The organism is Paenibacillus vini (assembly GCF_018403325.1).
GTDB lineage: Bacteria > Bacillota > Bacilli > Paenibacillales > Paenibacillaceae > Fontibacillus > Fontibacillus vini.
In genome coordinates, this window is sequence record NZ_BOSL01000008.1 from 96,116 (window position 1) to 120,568 (window position 24,453).

Below are 24,453 nucleotides of genomic sequence, written 5' to 3' on the forward strand. Positions count from 1 at the left end.
TATTTTTCATAGATATTAAATTTATTGTGAATGTTATGTGACATGACTAACATGCGAAGTTACAAGCTTAATCATGCTCGCAAAAAAGAAAAAGCAACCGTTACCGGCTGCTATTTCAGTAATATCCCAGTTATTATTTTTTTGCAAAATACACGCAGTGGAATAGCTACTTTAACTGATTCTTGATAGTTGTTTCATCGCCTCATATTCCTTGCTTGATAATTCCATAAGAAGATCTGATGCCTGATTTAGGCATCTTATTTCTTGTCTTTCCCCAGCTTTTCTGATCAGTTCAGATACCTCCCCCCACATCGGTGCAATCTCGGAAAAGAGATCATATGCATTTTGTAGAGGAGCATAATCAAATATAGTCAAACACTCCTTTAAGAAGTCTCTGTACATATTTCTGAAGAGAGAACCCCCGGTTCCTCCGCGTTCCATTAAAGTAGCTGTTAGTACTAAATCATCTTCGATATTTTTACTTCTCACAAACCACTTATTTATCTCAACACTTGTTTTCTTAATACCTTTATAGCCCAAATTTTTGATAGGCGGGTTAATATAATCAATAGCGTTCTCTTGGATCGCTTTTATAATCACATTTCTTAAATCAGGTACGACCTCTATTTTCCGGATAGTATAAGATAGATTTTTTGACGACATTTGGCCTTTTTCATTTCTTGCTAATGCTAAATTCTCAAGACTTGTTTTTACCAAACCCTCCATTCCGCCCTGTTGTCTGGTGTCGACTAAATACGCATAATGATCGTCATATCCATACATAGCGACATAATGGCCGGCAAAATGCACCTTGTTCGTGAAATAATCCAAGTGGTAACAGTCAAGCTTTAATCCAACTATATTTCCTTGGTCTACGTTCTCCTTAACATTCTCCCATGCCTTTTTAGGGGATGAAGTCTCTTTTACTTCCATCTGAAGATTTAAGTGGTTGACAATATTACGGGTCAGCAGATCAGGCTTAATCCTTCCCCCGATAAACGGAAAGTCCATATTTTTCATGTCCCAATAGATAAAGCCCAACCCACCGCCAATTCCAAATAACATCACCTCAGACAGTTCAATTCCTAATCTTTTTAGCAAGGTTCCAGTAGCTGTGGTTTCACAGTGTTCACCGGAAAAAGGAGAAAAATTGTTTATGATCATTCATCCATTCTCCTATCATCATTTTTTTCTAATAAATCCTTGATTAAGACTTCCATAAACTCAATTTCATGTTTTATTAGTAAAAGAGGATGTCTGAATAATGCTTGAACGTGCAAAGGCAGTCTTACTCCGCCTTGGGATTCAAACTTTTCATTAATGTTGCTAGCCACATGAGTAAGGAAATTATTTCTCTTTTGAAGTGCTGTCACAACTTCATTAGTGGTCAAGAACGGAATGGCTGCAAGAGCTAAATCGAATTTATTATCTCTTTCACGTGAAGTAGATAAGTACTCCAAGGTAATTTGTTTAAGTAATGCCACACCATGATTGGTTACTTCAAATTTCTTTGGCATGGGCCCTTTTCCTTGTTTGGTTGTATCTAAATAGGAATTAACAAGTTGCTTGTTGCTTAATTTTTTTAGACCGACATAAATAGAAGTAGTACCCATATCTACCCATTCCCTGTAACCCCGTTCTTTGATTAACTGATTGATTTCATAACCGGAAGCCTCCTTCCGCTCACAGATAATCTGTAAAAGCATAAATTCAACATTAGTAATGTCCATAAAAGTATCCTTCCATAATTATCCTATATCGATATATTACACCGGTGTAATATTACAGTCAATAAAATCATACAAAAACAACGACAGCCACCAGGCTGCCGCTGCTACATGTTCTTATTAAGTATCAATCATTGTTCATTCCGCATCTCAAAGATTTTCTGCAAGGTAAGAAGATGCAGTGTTCTTTCGTCATTCGTTTCTTGAAGTTTGTTTCCCGATGCTGCGTCCATAAACCACTCTACAAGCCTGTATCCGAACATAAGTAAAATCATCTCATAAATGCAGTTATCCGCTATGTGTGAAATATCCGCATATTCCGAAAAGCCTTTGTAATACGCCGGGATACATCTATGGTAGTATTCAACCATGTGTTCAATATCCGCTTCGTCCGCGATAAGACTTGCCATATCTTCGCCTAGATAGCCCAAACCAGTAGTATCCCAATCGATGAGTGTAATTTTACCGTCCGAATAGATTAAGTTCGTTACCCAAAAATCTCTGTGGCACAGCACGATGGGTAACTTTTCTATACGATTGATTATTTCGTCTGCGCTTGCATCAATCTCGATGAGCATATTACATATGTGTTTCGGAATTTCACAATCGTCGGAGCGTATATAATCATACACTCTATTCCATGACCGATAATGAAAATAGAAGTTCTTCATATAATCCACTTTGCTCAGGTTGGTCATGTTCTGCAAAAAAGCAGGCTGTTCGGCATATAACTGACCTTGGAACCGTCCTAATCCCTCGGCTGCATGTTCATACATATCGCCAGTCAAGTCTAAGCCCGATATGCCCTCGATATATTCCATCCAAATCTGGGTTTCGTTTTCTTCTTCGCTCATTTCAGCATGATAACATTGAGGCCAACGGAACGATTCAGAGAACAGAGCACCGAAATTGGATATATAAAAATCATATTCCCTGCGCCAAGATTGGGGATCGCCGTAACGTTCCCACTTCTTTTGCGTTTTTACTACAATTTTATAGGGCAATGTCCCGCCGTCAGCGGTTTTTGCATTGCCTGATACAAGTTGTACATCACCCACTGTTCCGCCATGTAACTGTTTGGTCTGGAAATCAGCGTGAGCTATTTCTGTATTAAGCATTTTGCTTAATACCTGTGTTAGAGTTTCGGCTTTTATTTCGTTAATGATGAATTCCCCCGATCCATTTATCAATGTGAAATCTGCATGTGCCGTTAGCATGAATATGATCTGATTATATAAATCATAGCTGACATGCAGACCATGATGAAAGGCCGACAATGGTTTAAATCGTTTAATACCTTTTTCGTGAGCCCGTGATATAAAAAGGAAAGCTGTCGAGAAAATCTCGACAGCCTGACAACTCCGAAAACTTGATGTTATATTTTTCTTCATTCCAGCGGTTCCATCGGCTTCAATCTTGTCGCTCGGAATAAACCATTCTCCAGCAGTGGCGCCAATCGGGCCGCGCTTGGCACAAGCTGATGAACGACAGGCTTGCTCACAAGCCATTGCAGCAGGCTGCCCCATCTTAATGGACTGGCGAACTCCTGCTGGATCACTTCCGTATATCGTTGTTCCCATTCCAGAAGTGAAATGCTTCCCCGCAAATAACTGTCGGCGAGCGGAGCGCATAATGCAGCCGAGCGCAGCGCCATCGACATGCCGTCACCGCACAGCGGAGCGATCGTCGCGGCAGCGTCGCCTATTCGGGGAAGCCCGTTCCATGGCGATGGTTTATGCTGGAGATAGACGGGAGCAATGGCAGCTTGCGAATCGGGGACAGGAACTGCTGGCGCAAGCCGCTCGGCGAGTCTCCGGTTGCGCTGAATCGCTATTTCCAGAATTGACATCACCGATTTGCCCGTCTTCACAAATTCACTTCGGTTCAACAGCGCCGCAGCATTCACACGGCCATCCTCAACCGGACATAACCCTAAATAACCACCTTGGAAGAAGTACATTTCAATCACCGGCCCCATCCTTATACCGGTATAATGAGTTTTAACGCCAAGGTAAGCTTGCTGGATCGAAGCGGCTGCATCGGGACGATGTCCTGGATTCGCAACCCGAGAATTCGTTCCCCAAGCTGTAATGACAGCTCTGGCATGGAACAGGTTCGTATCCGATCCCCGTTTCGTTCGGACGATATAACCTTCTCCATGCTGTTCAATTCCAGTAACCGTGGTTGATAGGTGCAGCTGTGCTCCAGCCTGCAACGCGGCTGAATGCAACGTCTCATCCATTCTGTATCGGCTAAGACCCCAGGCAGCGCCAGGGATCGGAAACTCAAATTCACGGCCCTGCTCGAAGATAAGCTGTGCCCGTTCAATCCTCGTTGGATATAGAGATTTGAGCGGCTCGGTTAATCCTAAAGCGTTCAGCGTACTCTGCGCTTCGGGCGAGAGGAATTCCCCGCACACCTTATGACGCGGAAAATTTCGCCGGTCAATCAAGGCCGTCTCCCACTGTTTATCCGCGAGCGCCTTAGCGATACAGCTTCCCGAGATACCTCCCCCGAGAACGACGACATCTACAGAATGCTTCATTTCGATCAATCCCGTCCGCTTAAGAATGAATCAGGCTTACCGATTACGACGGCATAACGAAACAACGGCCGCCAGGAATACAACATCTGGTTGATTCCCATCGTTTGCTTAAGACGCTTCCAATCCTGAGAGCGGAAGCCTTTCGCCACGGACAAAGGTCCGTCGTTTAAAATATACTTGTTCGATGAGATAACCCGGGTCGCAAGCCATACCGCCGTCCAGGCGATCCAGTGCCGATGGATATCATTTACGACAACACCAAGCCGGGCCGCCCGCAACATGCTTGCAACAGCACGAGGCAGTTCTTCCTCCGAAAAATGATGCAAAAGCTGTGTGCCAGTCACGATATCCGTTCTCGCCTCAGGGAGTGTAAACAAATTGCCGCGAACGACCTGAACGCGAGGCTCATCCATATACACTTGACGCGCTTCTGCGCAGGCTTCTTCCGTCATATCGACCAGTGTAATCATCACCGTAACGCCTTGCTTCGATGCCCATTGCAGAACGCGCCGATTCACATCACCGGAGCCGGCACCGACGTCTGTAATGGACAGCTGCTTCGGTTCGCCCGCATCCCGCCACAGCTGTTTTACTCCATATAGTGTTGGCGCGCTGGCCGCGAACAGCCTATTTAAACGGCGAAGTTCGCGTAATGCCTCACGAAGCTCCTCCCCGCCGCTTGTGAAATCGTCCATGAGTTCAGCCGCCAATGCCCGCTGATGCAGCTTAGGAAACATATTCCGTATTCTCCGAACTGTGCTTGGATGCCACGCTGGAAGCAACGTAAGTAATTTGGATCATCTCCGCCGTCAAACCTGGTCCGAAGGCTAACGCAAGACCGGATGCACGCTCGGTACCTTGTTCCTGCAGCTGTTCCCTCATCTTCTTCAATACAAATAAAATCGTTGCGGATGACACATTTCCAATCTCTCGCAGGACACCGAGACTTGGCGCAACCTGTTCATCCCTTAGACCATAATTCGATTGCAACGCTTCAATAATGCCTTTGCCTCCCGGATGAATCGCCCATAATTCGGGTGGCTCGTCCCCACCGAGATGAGCTACTTCGGCTGGAACATGATTGCCAATCAATCTCGGAATATTCGGGGACAGATATAGGTCGAACCCATCATTCCCGATCTCCCAAATCATTTCATCGGCGCTTTCAGGAAGCAGCACCGAACGCTCATCACCCAGTTGGTAAACATGCTGATGCTGCGAAGAGGACGCGCCGATTACGCAAGCCGAAGCTCCATCGCCGAAGAAAGATGCTCCGAACAAAGCTTCCCGATCCCCGGAAGGCTGAATATGTAAGGTGCATAGTTCCACGCACACAATCAGTACGTTCGCCTTCGGATCTCCGGACACCAGCTGCTTCGACAAACATATCGCCTTCATCCCGGCTGCGCATCCGATGAAAGTAAGTGGAATTCGCATGACCGAAGGCACAAGCCCTAGCTCTCGAATCAAGGCCGCATCGATACCCGGAAGAAATTGCCCGGTGCAGCTAACCGTGATCAGATGTGTGATCTGCACTGGATCCATCTTTGCATCCGCTAAGGCCGCTCTCGCGGCAGTTGTAGCGAGAGGGACAGATTCCCGTTTATAAACTGCCATCCGTTCTGCTGTCGACGGTACCATCGAAGAATCTTCTTGGGGCAAATAACGGCATACCGATGCTTCCAGCAAAAGATCAGGCTCGCATGTATATCGGCTTTCAACACCGCACTGCTTGAATATTCTTCTGGCCCAACGGCCTGAATCCGGGTTATTACTCAGCGCGTCAACGATCCGTCGTGCCGTATCAGCCTGGTCCATCCGATAAGGCGGCAACGCGGTGCCGATTCCAGTGATAGCAATCATAGAACTTACATCTGCCATAGCAACATTACCTCCTTAAAATACATTAGCGGCTTTAACTTCAATTCAGTGGCACGTCAATTTTATTCCAAGCCGTTCTCATCAGCTTGCCCATCTTATGAACATGACAAAACCAAAACCAATAGCCCGTGCTGGGCACGGGCTCTATAGGCGGAATGATCTTGAATAACTTCGGCATCATTAAAATGGCTTGATGACCATAAGCAATAATATGGCAATCATCAGCAGCTGTGCTGCTGTCTCGACAGGTATAATCTTTTTTAGCACCAGTCCGAACTCGGTGGGTATTTCACGGCCCTTATCTTGAGTTTCAGATATAATCTTAACGATCTTTTTCATACGCGGCGCGATCCAGCCGTCGATGATGACGACCATAAGCAGCGATAAAAGAATTGATACATTTAACCACATTTGGGATAACCCCATCTTGGTGATGATCATAAGCCCAACCCCGGTTATACCAAGGACAACTCCGCCAATTTTAGGCAGGATCGCAAGTTTGGTCGTTATACCTAATGTAAATTGCATCTGGCCGACAGTTCTAGCGGATCTTCGAATAAAAGGCATCAGAAATGCGGGTCCAATGATAGCGATCGAAGCCGATATATGCAAAACGAGCAGTACACTAAACAAACCCATGATCCCCATTCTCCTTAGCGCACCGGAATATTATTTTGATAGGCTAGACCGACCCTTTTTCTTTTAAATGGTCCTCCGAGATCAATGTGGTCCAACATACACTTTGCGACATCATCATAAACAACATTTAACTCCTGAAATCGGCTGAACAGGTAGCCGGCTATTTCTGCCTCGGAATATTCCTTGATTACCTCAGGAACCGGAACGGGAAGGATTTCCGTTGTTACATGTAGATTAACTGGACCAGGAAGGATGCTCTATTGAATCGATCATGGTTCCCGGACACATCACGGACCAATCGAGTTCAGATCTTTGCAGCCTTTCGAAGTTCCGGTTATGATTTTTGTACTCGGGAGGGAAGCCGGGTAAATTGTTGCCGATCAGCTCCGTATGCGGAATATTCAAGAGACCGGCGCCCCCCATCATCCATACCCGGCCGGAGAAACTGCGCTGGGATTCGCATTGGCTTACAATATTATCGACGATACGGACAAACTCTTCTCCTTGGCCCGCATGACCGGCTGCATTAATAGCGGCGTCTTGATGCGCAAGTGCCTCACTGACGCTGACCGGATCCAAAATATCATCTTCAATCACTCTCACCCGACTTGAGGCGAGTTCTCCCAGTTGATCATAAAGCTTCTCGGCATTTCGCACGAAAGCGGTCATTTCATGTCCTCTATTTATTCCTTGTACCAGCACTCTTCTCCCTGTATTCCCCGTAGCTCCGAAAACAATAATTTTCATTGTTTTTCCTCCTCTTTAGTAGCCCCTAATATTTGGTTATTGCTAGCTTAGCACCGCTTTATAATGATGTTAAGAACCCACTAATAAGTGGGATACTTACTTAAAAGTAAGTTTTACGGGGCATAAGGGATGATCAGGAAAAAAAGGAAACCAAACAAAGCTGCCCGACATCTCCTGGCAGCTTGTTTGGTATTGTTTTAAATTCGTGAAGAGTTTACATACCAGCTTTAAGAGGCCGGCTCTTCATATTTCCGCTTATTGTGATTTTCTCCCCAAGCGCACATCACTTCAGCTACTGGAATTAAAGTTCTTCCATACTCACTGAGCGAATATTCGACTTTTGGAGGAATCGAAGGGTAGACTGTTCTATCAACAATGCCTTCCCGTTCCAAGTCCCGGAGATGTTGGGAAAGCATTTTTTGTGAAACATTAGGAATAAGCTTCTCAAGATCGTTGAATCGCTTCGTTGATTCTATTAAATTCCATAAAATCATGGGCTTCCATTTGCCGCCTAAAACATGGATGAGCGTCTCCACGGGACATTCACGCTGATGAATCATCGATAAATCATCCCCTAAGTTAAGATAGGTGCAATTCCTATAATTCACTTAACAAAATTTTACAATGGTTATACAGTCAATATAACCTAACGATCAACTGTAAATCAATCCAATATTTTGGTAGCGACGAACGCAAGATCCGTAATGTCGATCTTGTTGTCGCCGTTCAGATCGGCGATCTTCGCTTTCGCCCAATCCGGGCTGGCGGAATCCTTGCCGTAATGGTAAGCAACGATCGCAAGGTCGCCCACATTGATGACTCCGTCTTTGTTAAGGTCCGCGGATACTTCCTTAATGACTGCGGACTTGAAGATGTCAATTGCACGCAGCAGATCAGTGACGGCGCCGTCAACCTGAGACTGCGTCGCGCCCGAGTTGTCTTTAACCGCTTTGGCCGTGTTAATAACAATGCCGAAGGCATCTTTGGCCGCTTGCGGATATTGACCAGGCAGCGTGCCTACGACTGCGGCGTTATACAAGTTCTCTGCATTCGTAATCGCTCCGTTCAGCGCGGTCTTGTCAACGCCCGTATCTGCGCTTCCTACGGAAATGACCTTCCGGTCTGTACCCGCCTGGACCACGGCTCCCTCGGATGTTCCCAATTCCGCCCGGGTTACTGCAATCGCACCGCTTGTGTTCTGAACACCGGATTTCACCTTAAAAGTCAGATCCAGAACTGGCGTGCTCGCTCCTGAAATGCCTCCGATATTGGCGGAGATCAGTCGAAGTTCCCCGGCATTCGCCTTATCCTCTTTTACAACTTGGATGTTGTTGTTCGCACCTGCCGCAATTACATAGTCAAAAACTTTGGCGTCATAGGTCAGAGTGAAGTCCTGAGCATAAACACTTTGGGTTACGCTGTTCAGATGAACTGCTACTTTAAAGCTGCTACCGGCCTTCACACTGCTGTCTGCTGAAAGTGCAGCCGCGACTCCCTCTTGTGCTTCCTTATTGATGCTAACGGTATAAGCTTTTTCTGTGACTCCATCTTCAGCTACCACTCTAACGTTCAAAGTAGTCTTATCGGTTGGTAAAGATACTTTTCTCTCCGCGGTATCGTCAATTAATACATCATTAACATATACCAAAGCATTTGCGTTCTCAGGAGTGAATTTGACGAATGACTCGGCAGCATTTTTGGGAACAGAAACGGAATAATGGTTATCCTTTAATGTCGCCGGTGTTCCATCGGCTGTGACACTTTGGAGGTTCGTGCTATTGTTATAATCCTTCAAAATGGAAACTGTACCGAATAATCTGCCGACGTAGCTCGAGCCTCTATTGGCAAACTTTACGGTTACTTTAGATTTTCCCGCCAACAAATTTGCCGGGATTTGATATCTAACATCATAGAATTGATCAGGGGTTTTACCTTCTATGGTTTCTTCCTTAATAAGACTACCGTCCACATAAACATTAAAGGTTCTTCCTTTATCACCGCTATGGAATCTGGTAGCTATATAATTCGTTACGGAAGGATCGACGGCCATATCATAACTAAGCCAGGCGGCTCCGGATGTCCCGCTCCAAGCTTGCCGGTATTGTTCGCCCCCGAAGGAACCTCCTCCCGTATTTCCTTGCAGATTATGTGCCAATTCGTGCTGATCATTCGTAATTTGTACCTCATCGATCTTGGCAATCGCCTTTTTCGCGGCCGTCTTTTTATTCAAAATGTTTTTCTGGAAAGTCGGTGAATCCAATGCGGATAAATAGAAGTAAATCCCGTATCTTTCCTTGTACAAAGTATAGTAGGGCGTAAATTTCAAGTGGTTATCTTCATCTGTATTCCGCAGTGTGAATTCCAGTTTACCTTCCGTCTTAACCAAATTATTGTTAATATCACGGACCCAATCATTAACATTGCCATCCTTAATAAGGATGTAATCCTTGAAGGTAACGCCCGCAGGTAAATTTGCTTTCTGTGAAGCAAGATGCGGAATGGCGACCATTTGCTCTGTTCCAAGTCCCGCGCTTAAAACAAGAGGACCATAAGTAAATGCTGCCGCTTCAGGATTATCTTGAAGAGTTGAGACTTGGACTTCTAAAGGAAACGTCAATTCAACAACATCCCCTGTCTTCCATACTCGGTGGATATCCATATATCCTTCGGATGCTTCCGCACTCATTGTTTCTCCGTTGATCTTCATAGCTACTTTTTGGCCTTTTGCAACCCACTCCGGCGATTTGAATTTAATCGTAACGGCTTCGGAAGGTGCGGCATTAATTGTAAACGTTGCTTTGTCGCTTTGGGGAATATCCGTTGCCTGAGTCAATTGAAGACCCTTTTCGGTCCAGTTCAATTTCGAACTCAAGTACATGTTGACATAAAGTTCTTGTTCGGTGTGAAAATAGATACTGTCATCCAGTTTCGTAAAATTCTCCATCCCGCTTCCCGTATCGCACCAGAAACTATCGAACTCGGTAGAGAATACTTTAAAATAACCTGTACCCATCGGTTTAAAATACGTACTCATGCCGGTTTCCGGATTAATGGAGGACATAATCTCATTTTGCAATGTTTTCTCGTAATAATTTGCATATTTAATATCTCCGGTAAGTCTGAACAACTCTCTAGTCAGCTTTAACATGTTATAAGCGTTACAAGTTTCATCGTTAATGTTATTCCTGTAATTATCCAACTGCCCGGGTTCTCTAAAATGCTCATTTTCGCTATTTCCGCCGGTTACATAGGTATGGTCGTTGACCACCATATCCCAGAAATTCTCCGCTGCTTCAAGGTAGAACGATTCTGCCTCACCTAAAGTACGATAGCGATTCAGGGCGCCAATAAACTTAGGGATTTGTGTATTCGCGTGCTTATTCGCCAATACGTCTTGCCCATTGACAATGGACTTAAACAGGGAATCTTCGTCAAACATATGGGCTGCAGTTAAATGATTCTGATTAATGGAGTATTTATATAATTCATACAATGCGTCGTTTATACCGCCATATTCAATATTCAATACTCTTGTATGCGTTGAATCGTTCCATGTTTGAGTTCTGTTATACGACCAATCTCCCAATTTACTCGCAATATCCAAGGCGTCTCCATTTCCTTCGTATTTATAAACATCCACAAGCCCCATAATTATTTTATGCATGGTGTACCATGGTACCCAACTTTGTCCCTCGATCTTTCCTTCAATCACATCAAAATGGGTTTCCGGTGTTGCAAAAACATACCCGTTACTGCTTGCATTTTGACATGCTTTCAGCTCACTGATCACGTAATCAATTCTGCTCTTGATTTGTGCATGCTGTGCCGGATTCTCTTTCGTTTGTTTGTAGGCCTGTGATAGCGCTGTCAAATAATGTCCCAAGGTGTGCCCTCTAAGATAGCTCCAGTTGCCTTCCCAACCGTTGTAAAGCTCCGCTTTCTTAGGTAAACCCGCTACGGTTCTAAATCCCGACAAAAGACGGTCCGGATCAAGCTTTAATAAATACTCAACATCTTTATTGAAGGCATTCACATAAAACGGGTCGGTAACCTCTTCCTGATCCATGTCGAAATTTTTGATCTTGGCCGAATCACCTAAATATATACTTGTTTTTACGACAACAGAAAATGTTTTTGTTAAGGTGACTGAACCATACGTTACAGTGGCTTGTATAGTGACCGGAGTATCTACCCCTGGATCTGTAAGCACTCCTGTGTTTGATATCACGTCCGTATTCGATGAGTTCCACGAAATGGTACTTCCGTTTATGCCTTTAGTCGGGAAAGTAAGATTGCCCCTTGTTGTTTCCGGCAGAGAAATCGCATCCAAGTCTTGTTGTGCAATCCTCTTTTCGTCTATTATGCCGCCTTCCGCTTTATAAACGCCTCGGATAGCTTCATCTGTCGCTGCTACACTATATATTTTGAATTCGTCCACGTTCAGTTTGGAGTAGCCTCCGCCATATAGCGGAGAGTTGAATCCTAAATATTTGTGATCCGTATTATTTGCTGCAATGCTGCCGCCCTGTTTATTATATAAAACCTTTTGAGCTAGACCGTTACGATAAATCCCAACATTTTTTGTTGCATTGTCATAGGTGACCGCAATATGCGTCCACTCTCCAACGGGAAAGAAGGTACTTCGATCCCCTGTAACATACGATTCCTGTACGCCAGTTCCCGTTGAAAGCTTTAACGGAACTGTATCACTCAAGATGCTTAAATACCATCCCTCTCCCATCCAGTTTCCGCTCGGCTTGTTCCACATGATCATGTGTTCGCCTTTTAACGTAGAGTCGGGTTTCACCCAGAAAGAAACCGTCAGGTTCTGTGGTTGTAATGCTGCTGAAGTGCCTAAATCAATATAATTATTGGTTCCGTTTAGTTGTAATGCCTTACCGACCTTGCCATCCACATAATTTGCCGTCCCATTTAATATTCCTTGAATTCTGTTACTGGAGGAATCTGAAATATTATTTTCAAACTTTAATTCCAGCTGTTTTGAATCATCCAACCCTGCAGCATATGCCGGAATTGTGGAGCCTAAAAAACCGGACATCAGATTCGCCGCCAATGTTACCGATACGATATGAATTACCGTTTTTTTCCTCGACTCTTTTTTACCTTTTAGCCGTTTCATTGATATACATCTCTCCTTGCGTTTTATATGAGGAATTGAGCGTAATCAAAGCTGGTGTGAGAACGAGGGATGGCATGCAAAACACCCCATCCCTCCTCACTTATGGTAGTTTTAGTCGGTTATTTTAGTGGCAACATACGCCAAATCCGTAATGTCGATCTTCTGGTCGCCGTTCAGATCGGCGATCTTCGCTTTCTCCCAATCCGGGCTGGTGGAATCCTTGCCGTAATGGTAAGCAACGATCGCAAGGTCGCCCACATTGATGATTCCGTCTTTGTTCAGATCCGCGGATACTTCCTTGATTACTGCGGACTTGAAGGTATCGACCGCACGGAGCAGGTCGGTGACAGCGCTGTCGACTTGAGACTGCGTCGCACTCGAGTTGTCTTTAACCGCCTTGGCCGCGTTAATTGCAATGCCGAAGGCATCTTTAGCCGCTTGCGGATATTGACCAGGCAGTGTGCCTACGACTGCGGCGTCATACAAGTTCTGTGCATTCGTAATCGCGGCGTTCAGTGCCGTCTTGTCAACGCCCACATCGATGCTTCCTACGGAAATGACCTTCCGGTCCGTGGCCGCTTGAATCACGGCTCCTTCCGACGTTCCAAGCTCCGCCCGGGTTACGGCAATTGCACCGCTCGTGTTCTGAACCCCGGATTTCACCTTGAAGGTCAAATCCAGAACCGGCGTGCTATCTCCAGAGATGCCACCGATATTGGCGGAGATCAATCGGATTTCACCTTGGGTGTCTTTGTCCTCCGTGATCAGCTCCACATTATACGTTGCGGATGTTGCGCTCATATAGTCGAATACGCCGGCATCATAAGTCAACGTGATGTCCTGGGCATATATGCTTTCTTCCAGGTTGTTCAGGTTCACTCCGACGGTAAAGCTGCTTCCCGGCTTCACGCTGTCCGTTGCCGACAGGATAGCTGCAGGTTCCGTCGGTTCCGGCTCTTCCGTGGACGGCCAGACAGGATCCGCCGTGGAGGTGCTCGTCGTCAAATAAATCCGGTCGATCGTCAGTCCGTCTTCTCTGCCCCAGAAATTTAATTCATGCTCGCCGGCGTTGAAATTTAATGGACTTCCTCCAGGCACGACGGAGCCGCCGTTACTGAGATTCACCCATTTGAATTGTCCGCCGCTGATTCCCTCAATGCCGTTAGATGTAAATTTATACTGCTGATCCACTCCGACATGGAGAGAATCGGAATTGAAATCCACACTCTTGGCGAGGATCCAAAGCTGATAAGCCCCAGCTTTCGGGATATTGATCTTATATCCAAGCCTGGAGCCTGTTGCGAGGGTCGCTGCATCCGTTCCGGACATATTGAAGCCGGTATCGGGTCCGAAGAACATCGCCTTCGAGGACTGCCCGTCGACAAGCGACCAAGTGTGGCCATCAATGGTGCCGTGCACGTAAGCTTCCTCCGAGTTGTCCGCCGCTTTTTCGGCCTCAATGGCTACGAAAGCGGGAGTATCGACAGATACGCTAATTTGAGTTGTTGCAGCTTCACCCAATTCTCCCCGATAACTGACGACGACCTGGGTCGTTCCGCTGGCTTTTGCGGTGATTTTTCCGTTCGAAACTTCTGCGATATTCGGACTAGGGTTGTTGTAAGTTGCTTTTTGGGTTACGTCTTCCTTGTGCCCGTCAAGATACTCAGCGGTAATTTTAAAAGCAGCGGTTTGACCGGAATCCAAAGCAACTGAAGGATTATCAACGGTAATCTTCTTCACCGTCAGTTCGCTGTTCAAGTCTTTTACCAGCATATTTAGGGTATCTGTCTTTCCGCCATAGCTTACATGGATGCGGGTTGAACCATAGCCTACTCCCGTTACAATTCCTTTATTAATACTTACGATGCCGCTTTGGGCAGCCGTTGCAACAGCCTGAGCAGTAACGTCGGCACTTGTGCCATCGGTATATACTGCTGTAACTTTCATGCTCGCCTGGTTGGCGCCGGACACCGTGTCGATTTTATATTTATCGATGGATGCGTTGATCGCAGCGAGTTCGTGAGCAGCGCTCTTATGGCCGAACTGCCAATAATCTATCTTGAAGAGATTGCCTGTCGCTGCACCTTTGAACACTAAATAAACGTCATGGACCCCGGAAGCGCCGGATATACTTGTTGTTTTTGTCTGCCAGACCTGATCTCCGCCTGTGTTGGAAATAGGAAGCGTTCCGATCAATGTCCCTTCAGCACTATCAAGATGAAGTTCCAAGGTGCCGCCGTTAGAAGCGCTGGATACATTTGCAGAAAACAAACCGGCCCCGGTAGACCCAAAGTCCACATTTTTTACCTTTATATAGTCTCCGTTGTCAATTTGGTAAACGTTCATTCCATCTTGATGGGATGGCTCCGTTTTGATGCCCGATGCCCATGACATAGTTTCAGCTTCATTTCTGACATACGGATTTAAATTCATAAGCCCGGATGGACCCTGAGTTGTCATATTAATCGCCGGGAATGTGCCATCAGAATTAAAATTAAATTCCTCAACCGCTACGGAACGAGTGAAGCCTCCTCCTCCCGGTAATGCGCCATTATGATAAAAAAGATAAGAATGTCCTTTGAAATCTATGACTCCCGGATGGTTTGTAAAGCTTTTTCCTTGTGTAGTCATAATGACGCCTCTATAGGTCCAGGGCCCGGTAGGGCTATTGCTGGTAGAGTACGAAATAAATTCAGGTATACCTCCGGCAGCATATACCATGTAATATAGATCTCCGCGTTTATAGAGCCACGGCCCCTCTTCGTATAATGTCGGCCTGGAGGCATTCCCTGAACGTTCCCCAAACCCTTCTTTAGTCAAAGGTACCGTTACAATACCAACGTTTTGGTCATAGGAAATCATGTCGGGATTTAACTTTACATATTTTAATTCGGGATTTCCCCAATAAAGATAGGCCTGACCGTCGTCATCAATATAGGCAGCCGGGTCAATATCGCCCCAAGCGCTGGAGACTAACGGATGGCCAAGAGCATCTACAAACGGGCCGGTAGGACTGTCAGATACGGCCACCCCGATCGCCGGCCGCCCAAGCGAACTACTTGTAACAGTTGAGTAGAAATAGAACTTACCATTTCTTTCGATAGCGTGGCCCGCCCATGCGTCGCCTTTTGCCCAACTAAACGTTTTGTAAGACAAGGGCGATCCATGATCCGTCCAGTTGACCATGTCTTTTGAAGAATAAACTCTCCACTCATTCATCGTAAAATAGGTCGAGCCATCTTCATCGTGTCCGGTATATAGATAGACTGTATCACCAACCACTAATGGAGCAGGATCAGCGGTATAAATCGTTTGGACTACGGGGTTATCTGCAAAAGAAATTGTCGTGAACACCATCATGCTAATTAGAAAAGAAATGACGAGGCTAAAAGCCTTTTTCATTAACAAATCCCCTCCACATTACATTTGATCATTGGATGTAAGGAATATGGACAGGGATAACAATAATCCCCGTCCATTTCTTTACCTGTGTTTAGTCAGTTATTTTAGTGGCTACATACGCCAGATCCGTAATGTCGATCTTCTGGTCGCCGTTCAGATCGGCGATCTTCGCTTTCGCCCAATCCGGGCTGGTGGAATCCTTGCCGTAATGGTAAGCGACAATCGCAAGGTCGCCCACATTGATGATTCCGTCTTTGTTCAGATCCGCGGATACTTCCTTAATGACTGCGGACTTGAAGGTATCGACCGCACGGAGCAGGTCGGTGACGGCGCTGTCGACTTGAGACTGCGTCGCGCCCGAGTTGTCTTTAACCGCTTTGGCCGCGTTAATTGCAATGCCGAAGGCATCTTTAGCCGCTTGCGGATATTGACCAGGCAGGGTGCCTACGACTGCGGCGTCATACAAGTTCTGTGCATTCGTAATCGCGGCGTTCAGTGCCGTCTTGTCAACGCCCACATCGATGCTTCCTACGGAAATGACCTTCCGGTCCGTGGCCGCCTGGATCACGGCTCCCTCGGATGTGCCCAATTCCGCCCGGGTTACTGCAATCGCACCGCTCGTGTTCTGAACCCCGGATTTCACCTTGAAGGTCAGATCCAGAACCGGCGTGCTATCTCCCGAGATGCCTCCGATATTGGCGGAGATCAGTCTGACTTCACCTAAGGTGTCTTTGTCCTCTGTAATCAGCTCCACATTATACGTTGCGGATGTTGCGCTCATATAGTCGAATACGCCGGCATCATAGCTCAGAGTAATGTCCTGAGCATATATGCTTTCTTCCAGGTTGTTCAGGTTCACCCCGACGGTAAAGCTGCTTCCCGGCTTCACGCTGTCCGTTGCCGACAGTGTAGCCGCAGGTTCCGTCGGTTCCGGCTCTTCCGTGGACGGCCAGACAGGATCCGCCGTGGAGGTGCTCGTCGTCAAATAAATCCGGTCGATCGTCAGTCCGTCTTCCCTGCCCCAGAAATTTAATTCATGCTCGCCGGTGTTGAAATTTAATGGACTTCCCCCAGGCACGACGGAGCCGCCGTTACTGAGATTCACCCATTTGAATTGTCCGCCGCTGATTCCCTCAATCCCGTTGGAAGTGAATTTATACTGCTGATCCACTCCGACATGGAGAGAATCGGAATTGAAATCCACACTCTTGGCGAGGATCCAAAGCTGATAAGCCCCAGCTTTCGGGATATTGATCTTATATCCAAGCCTGGAGCCTGTTGCGAGGGTCGCTGCATCCGTTCCGGACATATTGAAGCCGGTATCGGGTCCGAAGAACATCGCCTTCGAGGACTGCCCGTCGACAAGCGACCAAGTGTGGCCTTCGATCGTGCCGTGCACGTAAGCTTTCTCCGTATTGTCCGCCGCTTTTTCGGCCTCAATGGCTACGAAAGCGGGAGTATCGACAGATACGCTAATTTGAGTTGTTGCAGCTTCACCCAATTCTCCCCGATAACTGACGACGACCTGGGTCGTTCCGCTGGCTTTTGCGGTGATTTTTCCGTTCGAAACTTCTGCGATATTCGGACTGGGGTTGTTGTAAGTTGCTTTTTGGGTTACGTCTTCCTTGTGTCCGTCTTGATACTCGGCGATGATTTTAAAAGTAGCCTTTTGGCCGGAATCCAGAGCAAATGAAGGATTGTCGACAGATATCTGTTTGACCGACAGTTCACTGTTCAGGTCTTTAACGAGTATATTTATCGAATCCGTCTTTCCGCCGAAGCTGATATCAACCGTTGTTGACCCATACCCCACTCCGGTGATTACTCCGTTCTTAATGTCGACAATACCGCTTTGGGCAGGTGTTGCGTTTGCCTGGGCAGTAACATCTTCACTTGTTCCATCGCTATAAACGGCTACAACCTCCAGTTTTGCCGTGTTGGTTCCGGAAACCAGATCGATTTTGTTTTTATCGACGGATGCATTGATGGCTACAAGATCGCGAACCGCATTCTTCTTTCCGAACTGCCAATAATCTACCTTGAAGAGGTTACCTGTAGATGCGCCTTTGTAAACCATGTATAAATCGTGAACTCCCGTTGCGCCGGAAATACTGGCTGTCTTCGTTTTCCAGGCGGTTTCGCCGCCCGTACTGGAAATCGACAGAACTCCTATCAGCGGACCATCCGCACGATCGATATGCAGTTCGATCGTCCCGCCGCTGGAATCGCTAGCCACATTTGCCGTAAATGTTCCTGCACCCTCCGTGCCAAAATCAACCTTGGAAACGGCCGCCCAGTCCCCATTGTTGATGCTGCTTACAGCCAGATTAATGCTGTTCACCATTCCTCCCGGCTGGGTCGTAGTTTCGGTGGATATTCCCCCGTTCCAACCGATCGTTTCTGCCTCAACTCTTTTATAAGGATCCAAATTTTTCAGTTGAGGAACCCCGGCGTAATCGCCCGTGATTGTTTCGATCACTCCGTTTGCATCAAAACTGACCTTATTAATATGTGCATTACGATACCCATGCGGCTGGCCGCCCAATTCCGGTACCAGACCGCTCTCCGCCATGGCCTTAGCCACGGTCTGGGCATGATAAGTCATGTACCATTGGCCGTTAAATTCAAACATGGCATGGTGATTGTTGCCTCCGACTCCGAAGAAAACAGCAGGATTCGGCAATATAGTTTTCACGTAGGTGAATGGACCGAGCGGATGATCACTCACCATGTATGCGATCGTTCCGGTTGGAATATCCGGCGGATGTTGACCGGAAAAGTTTGTGCTGTAGGAGTAGTAGTATTTTCCGTTGTACTTGTTAATTCCCGAATCTTCAAACAGCCATGGCGGATTAATCGGTTTAGCCTTCCCGCCGCTGGCTGCCAAATCCAGGCTGATCATGTCATCGCCTAGCTTTGCAACCCGCGCGGTTCCCGGGTCTTCATCCTTCCCGGCCGGAATTCCCCCGCCAAAATAAATGTATCCGCTTCCATCATCATCCATAAGCACGGCAGGGTCGAACAACCATGTAACGTTTTCTACGCCTGGAGTGCTTCTGCTGATCAGAGCTTTACCGATCGGATCCGTAAACGGTCCAATCGGACTGTCCGCGGTAAGAACACCGATCCCGTTTGCGCTATCCGCAAAGTACAGGAAAAACTTCTCTTTCCCGTTTATCGTTTTATGAGCGGCGGCAGGAGCCCATGAATTGTTTGCCCATTTGGCCGCCCCTTGCTGGCCCGCTACAGGAATTTCTCCGTGGTCTGTCCAGTTCACCATATCATCAGATGAAACCACCGTAATCTTGTTAATACGACTATATCCGTTATCCTTAATCGTTCCGTTCGCATTGTATTCAAAAATATCATTGGTCATGTAAATATAAACTCTGCCGTCATAAACCATGGCATAGGGATCAGCCCCAAACTTGTGCGAAAATAGCGGATTAGCGTTGCCAGGAGTCTTGGCAAAAGCCGGGGTAAGCGGAGTTCCTTCCGCCGCCTGAACCTTTGGATTTATCGGGCTTGACGCGATGGCAAGCGTTAGAACCATAATCATGGACAGCAGTTTACTCCATACTCGCATTTTATTAATTCCACCCTTTCATAAATAGGTTAAAAGACGCTTAACTTTTATGTAGGAGCTTCATGCTGCTTAGCTTGAACGTTGACACCTCATTTCCCGGCAGTTCAGTAGTCTGAACAACCTCATGAAAGGTTTGACGTTTAGATGTTCAATAACCGGTAAATAATGACGGCGGCCTCCGCCCGGATCGCTGTATCTTTAGGCATAATCATTCCGTTATAGCCCTCAATGATCCCTTTCTTGACCAATTGCGCTAAGGCATTTACCGCGTAAGCGGATACATCTCCGGAGTCACTGAAACTGCTCAAATCCGAGTCATTCTCATCGAGCATTCTTCCCGCAATTTTCATAGCGCGTTCGGCCGTCACCATCATATCTTGCCGGGAAATACTTTTCTTCGGCTCAAATTTGTCGTCGCCTGTCCCCAGAGCAATTCCGAGTTTTTTGGCGATCCCAACTTCCTTGTAATAATAGTCGTTCTGTTTGACATCTTTAAAGTTACCTGCGACTTCGGCATCCAACTCCAACGCCCTGACCAGCAAGCTAACGAAGTCCGCTCTGGTAATCTTCGCTCCCGGGCTAAAAGTGGTTGATGAAGATCCCTTGATGATTCCCGATGTGGCTAGAGCCTCGATCTCCATCCTTGCCCATTCATAGCCAGCAAGATCGTCGAAAGTCGTCTTGTTTTGGTAAACGGTTTCTTTCAATGCCGGGTCCAATGCCTTTACGGATACCAGTTTAATGCCGGCATCTCCCTTGGTTTTCCCTTTAAATTGAATAGAAGCTAAGGCTGTATTCCCTTGCTCGCCTGCCTTTTTTCCGATTTTCGTGAACGCGATCGTCACGGTTCCGTCTTCGGCCTTCGGAGTGATGAAGTAACCATCTAACTTCGACTCGGCTTTATCCAACTCAACGATTTTAGGGTCGAACTTGATGGAAGCTTCATAAGCATAGAGTCCATTCAGGTTATCTCCATTCAATGTTACCGTCAGAGTTTTGTCAGGAAGAGCTTGATCTGAGCTTTTCGTTAGTGAAAACCCAGTCTCCGCTTTTGTATATCCCTTAACGGGCATGAAAGCCGTTGTTATAACTGCAATAAAACAAATCAAGATGGTTAGTTTTCTTTTTCTCATAGGGCTCTCCTTATTTCAGCACGCCCCGTCCCTTCGCCACTCTTTGCGGAACAGGGCGTACTGAGAGAAAATTTTATAATGAATTAACTAATTCAGGATTTTGGTAGCTACGAACGCGAGGTCCGTAATGTCGATCTTCTGATCCCCGTTCAGATCGGCAATCTTCGCTTTCGTCCAATCCGGGCTGTTGGAATTCTTGCCGTAATGGTAAGCGACGATCGCAAGGTCACCCACATTGATGATTCCGTCTTTGTTCAGGTCCGCGGATACTTCCTTAATGACTGCGGACTTGAAGGTATCGACCGCACGGAGCAGATCGGTGACGGCGCCGTCAACCTGCGACTGGGTCGCACTCGAGTTGTCTTTAACCGCTTTGGCCGCGTTAATCGCAATGCCGAAGGCATCTTTAGCCGCTTGCGGATATTGACCAGGCAGTGTGCCGACGACTGAGGCGTCATACAAGTTCTGTGCATTCGTAATCGCAGTGTTCAGTGCCGTCTTGTCTACGCCCACATCAATGCTTCCTACGGAAATGACCTTCCGGTCCGTGGCCGCCTGGATCACGGCTCCTTCCGACGTTCCAAGCTCCGCCCGGGTCACGGCAATCGCTCCGCTCGTGTTCTGAACCCCGGATTTCACCTTGAAGGTCAGATCCAGAACCGGCGTGCTCGCTCCCGTGATGCCTCCGATATTGGCGGAGATCAATCGGACTTCACCCAAGGTGTCTTTCTCCTCTGTCATCAGCTCCACATTGTACGTTGCGGATGTTGCACTCATATAGTCAAATACGCCGGCATCATAAGTCAACGTGATGACTTGAGCATATATGCTTTCTTCCAGGTTGTTCAGGTTCACCCCGACGGTAAAGCTGCTTCCGGGCTTCACACTGTCCGTTGCCGACAGGACAACTGCAGGTTCCGTCGGTTCTGGCTCTTCCGTGGACGGCCAGACAGGATCCGCCGTGGAGGTGCTTGTTGTCAAATAAATCCGGTCAATCGCCAATCCGTCCTCCCTGCCCCAGAAATTTAATTCATGCTCGCCGGCCGTTAAATTCAATGGCGCTCCCCCAGGCACGACAGAACCGCCGTTACTGAGATTCACCCATTTGAATTGTCCGCCGCTGATTCCCTCAATCCCGTTGGAAGTGAATTTATACTGCTGATCCACTCCGACATGGAGAGAATCGGAATTGAAATCCACACTCTTGGCGAGGATCCAAAGCTGGTAAGCTCCTGCTTCCGGAATGTTGATCTTATATCCAAGCCTGGAGCCTGAGGCGAGGGTCGCAGCATCCGTTCCGGACATATTGAAGCCGGTATCGGGTCCAAACCACATCGCTTCTGTGGATTGTCCGTCGACAAGCGACCAGGTATGGCCGTCGATCGTACCGTGCACGTAAGCTTCCTCCGAGTTGTCCGCCGCTTTTTCGGCCTCAATCGCTACGAAGACCGGCGAACTGAAACGAAGAGTATAGACAGCTGCTTCAACTCCGTCCCTTAAGACTTTCACCCTCGCTTCTCCGGGGATTGTCGTAGCTTGGGTGATGTTCACCGTAGCCTTGGGATCGTTTGCCGCCGCGGAAACTTGAGGCGGAGAGGATCCTTCCGGAACATCTATATCATAGGAATATATATTTGGACTGAAGCCCTTCAAAGGAACGCCGTCCAGACGAAGTTCTTTTAAATTCGCATCATCATTAGGACCTTCCAACTTGTCGCCGATTAAAAAATAGTCAAAGTCAACATAACCGCCTGCGGTTTTTGTTGCATAATTGAATAAAGCGAATCGGTAGCCCATAAAATGCGGCAAGGTATATGACATTTGCAGTGTGTTCCCGATCGCCGCCCAGCGGTCTCCATCCAGACTGTAATAGAAGGACGCTTTGTCCGTCCGGTTCTTATAATCGAGCTCAGTCCGTAAATAGACGATGTCCTGATTGATCGGAATAATAGCCGCTTCTACAGCCGACCCGGAGCTTCCATTTACCATCACAATCGATTTTTCAGAACCTGACATTTTAACGCCGACATAACCGTAGTTTTTCTGGAATGCGGAAATTCCGGCCACGTCGCCGTCTTTCATATGGCTGACATCAATAGCGACGGTCCCTGAACTTTCCGGACCGAACGTTCTTTGAGTAAGCGTATTTCTGGCATCCAGGATGCCGGTGCTTGTTCTCCCCGTCGTTAATCTTAAATAGCCGGGACGGTCAGTCAGTGACCAATATCTGTTGTCGGGATTATGGTTCCATTGCCAAACGTAATCAAGGTTGGAGCCGTTATAGTCATTTTCTCCACCGGCTACCTCGGTATGATAGGCACCAACTCTCTCTGTACTCTGATCAAAGTTGTCGGAGGACACCCAGGATTTCGAAAGCTCTGCAGGAATCCCCGTATCATTAACATCACTGAAAACAGGCCAGTCATCCTCGCTCCAAGTCATGGGAACAATGTAAGGAATACGTCCTACCGAGCCATAATCCTGGAACAGCATTCCGTACCATTGCCCGTCAACCGCTTGAACTATGCCGCCTTGGGCCACGCCGGCTCCACTTGTGTTACTCCCGGATTTTAACGCAATTTTGCCTTCATAGGGACCGTCGATCTGATCCGCCTTGTGGACCAGTTGAGTCCGAATTCCCCCGGTCGGCCATGAAATATTAAAGATATAATACTTGCCGTTCACTTTATAAATGTGCGACCCTTCGGCACCTAAACCGCCCGAACCTCCGGGAGCGCTTGCATTTTGAATAATGACTTTGTTCATTCCTCCCGGTTTGACCGCCGTGGCATCCGAAGTAAGCTCGATAACCCGAATGGTTCCATTGCCGTAAACGAGATATACACGTCCGTCGTCGTCAAACAACAGGGACATATCATGATAGACCCCGCCGGCCAGCTCATACTTTTCCCAAGGGCCTTTTTCAATGTTGGTGGTTTGGAAGATATACGTCTTGCCGATATCATTGGAAGCAAATACGACATAAAACATGCCGTTATGATATCTGATATTACTGGCCCATGAGCCTTGCCCATATATGTTTTGCCCATTGGTAAGCGTCTGTTTGTCATTTGCTGCCAGGATGTCATATACATAATTGACGATTTCCCAGTTTACGAGATCCTTGGATTTCATAACGGGAACACCCGGATTCATATGCATCGTTGTACTGGTCATGTAATAGGTATCTTCAACCCTGATTACACTAACATCCGGAACATCCGCCCAAATAATCGGGTTCTTGGCGGTTTCACCCGCAGCATAGATAGATTTACCTGGTAGAAAGCTTATGAAGAAAGAACAAACCAAAACGAGTACCAAACACTTTTTATACATCGTATTTAATTCCTCCCATTCAGGCTTTGACCAATTACGACATAATTCCTATTTTTACTATAGTTACAAATGATAGCGCTTTAATTTTTGCGCGTAATAAATTTTCAAATGATATAAATTCCCCCCTCTTCGCCCGTAATATCCCTTCTGCTAACCTGTTCTCCTGAATTTCTGCACTCATTATAACTGCGTCTTTTCATAATCACGATGTAATTTCTTATGAAGAAAGTAGACTTTTTGGTGTTCAAGTTTACTTCTGAATTAAAAATAGGCCCCTGATCCTGGAAAGGAATCGAGAGGCCTGCTTATTAATAGAT

The 24,453-nt window shown here is 46.8% G+C and carries 14 protein-coding genes; all 14 read right to left on the reverse strand.

The window, feature by feature from the left end; translation table 11 throughout:
* Window positions 1-171 precede the first annotated feature (171 nt).
* The gene (locus KJS57_RS13835; protein ID WP_213655241.1) at window positions 172-1,164 is read right to left on the reverse strand and encodes a BtrH N-terminal domain-containing protein; all 993 of its coding nucleotides are present in this window, start codon (window positions 1,162-1,164) and stop codon (window positions 172-174) included.
* Complete coding sequence (locus KJS57_RS13840) at window positions 1,161-1,730, reverse strand: PadR family transcriptional regulator (RefSeq protein WP_213655242.1); 570 nt, start codon at window positions 1,728-1,730, stop codon at window positions 1,161-1,163. Before KJS57_RS13840 ends, KJS57_RS13835 begins: the two co-directional genes overlap by 4 nt.
* A gap of 128 nt (window positions 1,731-1,858) precedes the next feature.
* Complete coding sequence (locus KJS57_RS13845) at window positions 1,859-3,184, reverse strand: aminoglycoside phosphotransferase family protein (protein ID WP_306434229.1); 1,326 nt, start codon at window positions 3,182-3,184, stop codon at window positions 1,859-1,861.
* Window positions 3,115-4,272 carry an NAD(P)/FAD-dependent oxidoreductase gene (locus KJS57_RS13850; protein WP_213655243.1) on the reverse strand — a complete coding sequence of 386 codons (1,158 nt, stop codon included), beginning with the start codon at window positions 4,270-4,272 and terminating at the stop codon, window positions 3,115-3,117. Before KJS57_RS13850 ends, KJS57_RS13845 begins: the two co-directional genes overlap by 70 nt.
* 5 nt (window positions 4,273-4,277) lie before the next feature.
* Window positions 4,278-5,009 (reverse strand): methyltransferase domain-containing protein, encoded by a 732-nt coding sequence (locus KJS57_RS13855; protein WP_213655244.1) that lies wholly within the window; start codon window positions 5,007-5,009, stop codon window positions 4,278-4,280.
* The gene (locus KJS57_RS13860; RefSeq protein ID WP_213655245.1) at window positions 4,999-6,153 is read right to left on the reverse strand and encodes a type III polyketide synthase; all 1,155 of its coding nucleotides are present in this window, start codon (window positions 6,151-6,153) and stop codon (window positions 4,999-5,001) included. The genes KJS57_RS13855 and KJS57_RS13860 overlap by 11 nt, the downstream gene beginning before the upstream one ends.
* A gap of 180 nt (window positions 6,154-6,333) precedes the next feature.
* A complete protein-coding gene (locus KJS57_RS13865) occupies window positions 6,334-6,792 on the reverse strand; it encodes a DUF2269 family protein (protein ID WP_213655246.1) in 459 nt (152 codons plus the stop codon).
* Between the two features lie 234 nt (window positions 6,793-7,026).
* On the reverse strand, window positions 7,027-7,539 hold the full coding sequence (locus KJS57_RS13870) for an NAD(P)-dependent oxidoreductase (RefSeq protein WP_244861538.1): 513 nt from the start codon (window positions 7,537-7,539) through the stop codon (window positions 7,027-7,029).
* A 227-nt stretch (window positions 7,540-7,766) separates the two neighbouring features.
* Entirely contained in the window at window positions 7,767-8,099 is a 333-nt protein-coding gene (locus KJS57_RS13875; RefSeq protein ID WP_211020471.1) for a winged helix-turn-helix transcriptional regulator, read from the reverse strand.
* Window positions 8,100-8,203: 104 nt separating this feature from the next.
* Window positions 8,204-12,679: a beta-L-arabinofuranosidase domain-containing protein gene (locus KJS57_RS13880; RefSeq protein ID WP_213655247.1), complete on the reverse strand. Its 4,476-nt coding sequence runs from the start codon at window positions 12,677-12,679 to the stop codon at window positions 8,204-8,206.
* A 111-nt stretch (window positions 12,680-12,790) separates the two neighbouring features.
* Complete coding sequence (locus tag KJS57_RS13885) at window positions 12,791-16,081, reverse strand: family 43 glycosylhydrolase (protein ID WP_213655248.1); 3,291 nt, start codon at window positions 16,079-16,081, stop codon at window positions 12,791-12,793.
* 91 nt (window positions 16,082-16,172) lie between these two features.
* The gene (locus KJS57_RS26620; protein WP_213655249.1) at window positions 16,173-19,667 is read right to left on the reverse strand and encodes a carbohydrate-binding protein; all 3,495 of its coding nucleotides are present in this window, start codon (window positions 19,665-19,667) and stop codon (window positions 16,173-16,175) included.
* A 140-nt stretch (window positions 19,668-19,807) separates the two neighbouring features.
* On the reverse strand, window positions 19,808-20,800 hold the full coding sequence (locus tag KJS57_RS13895) for an S-layer homology domain-containing protein (protein WP_213655250.1): 993 nt from the start codon (window positions 20,798-20,800) through the stop codon (window positions 19,808-19,810).
* Window positions 20,801-20,887: 87 nt separating this feature from the next.
* Entirely contained in the window at window positions 20,888-24,136 is a 3,249-nt protein-coding gene (locus KJS57_RS26705) for a family 43 glycosylhydrolase (RefSeq protein ID WP_213655251.1), read from the reverse strand.
* Between the last annotated feature and the right edge of the window lie 317 nt (window positions 24,137-24,453).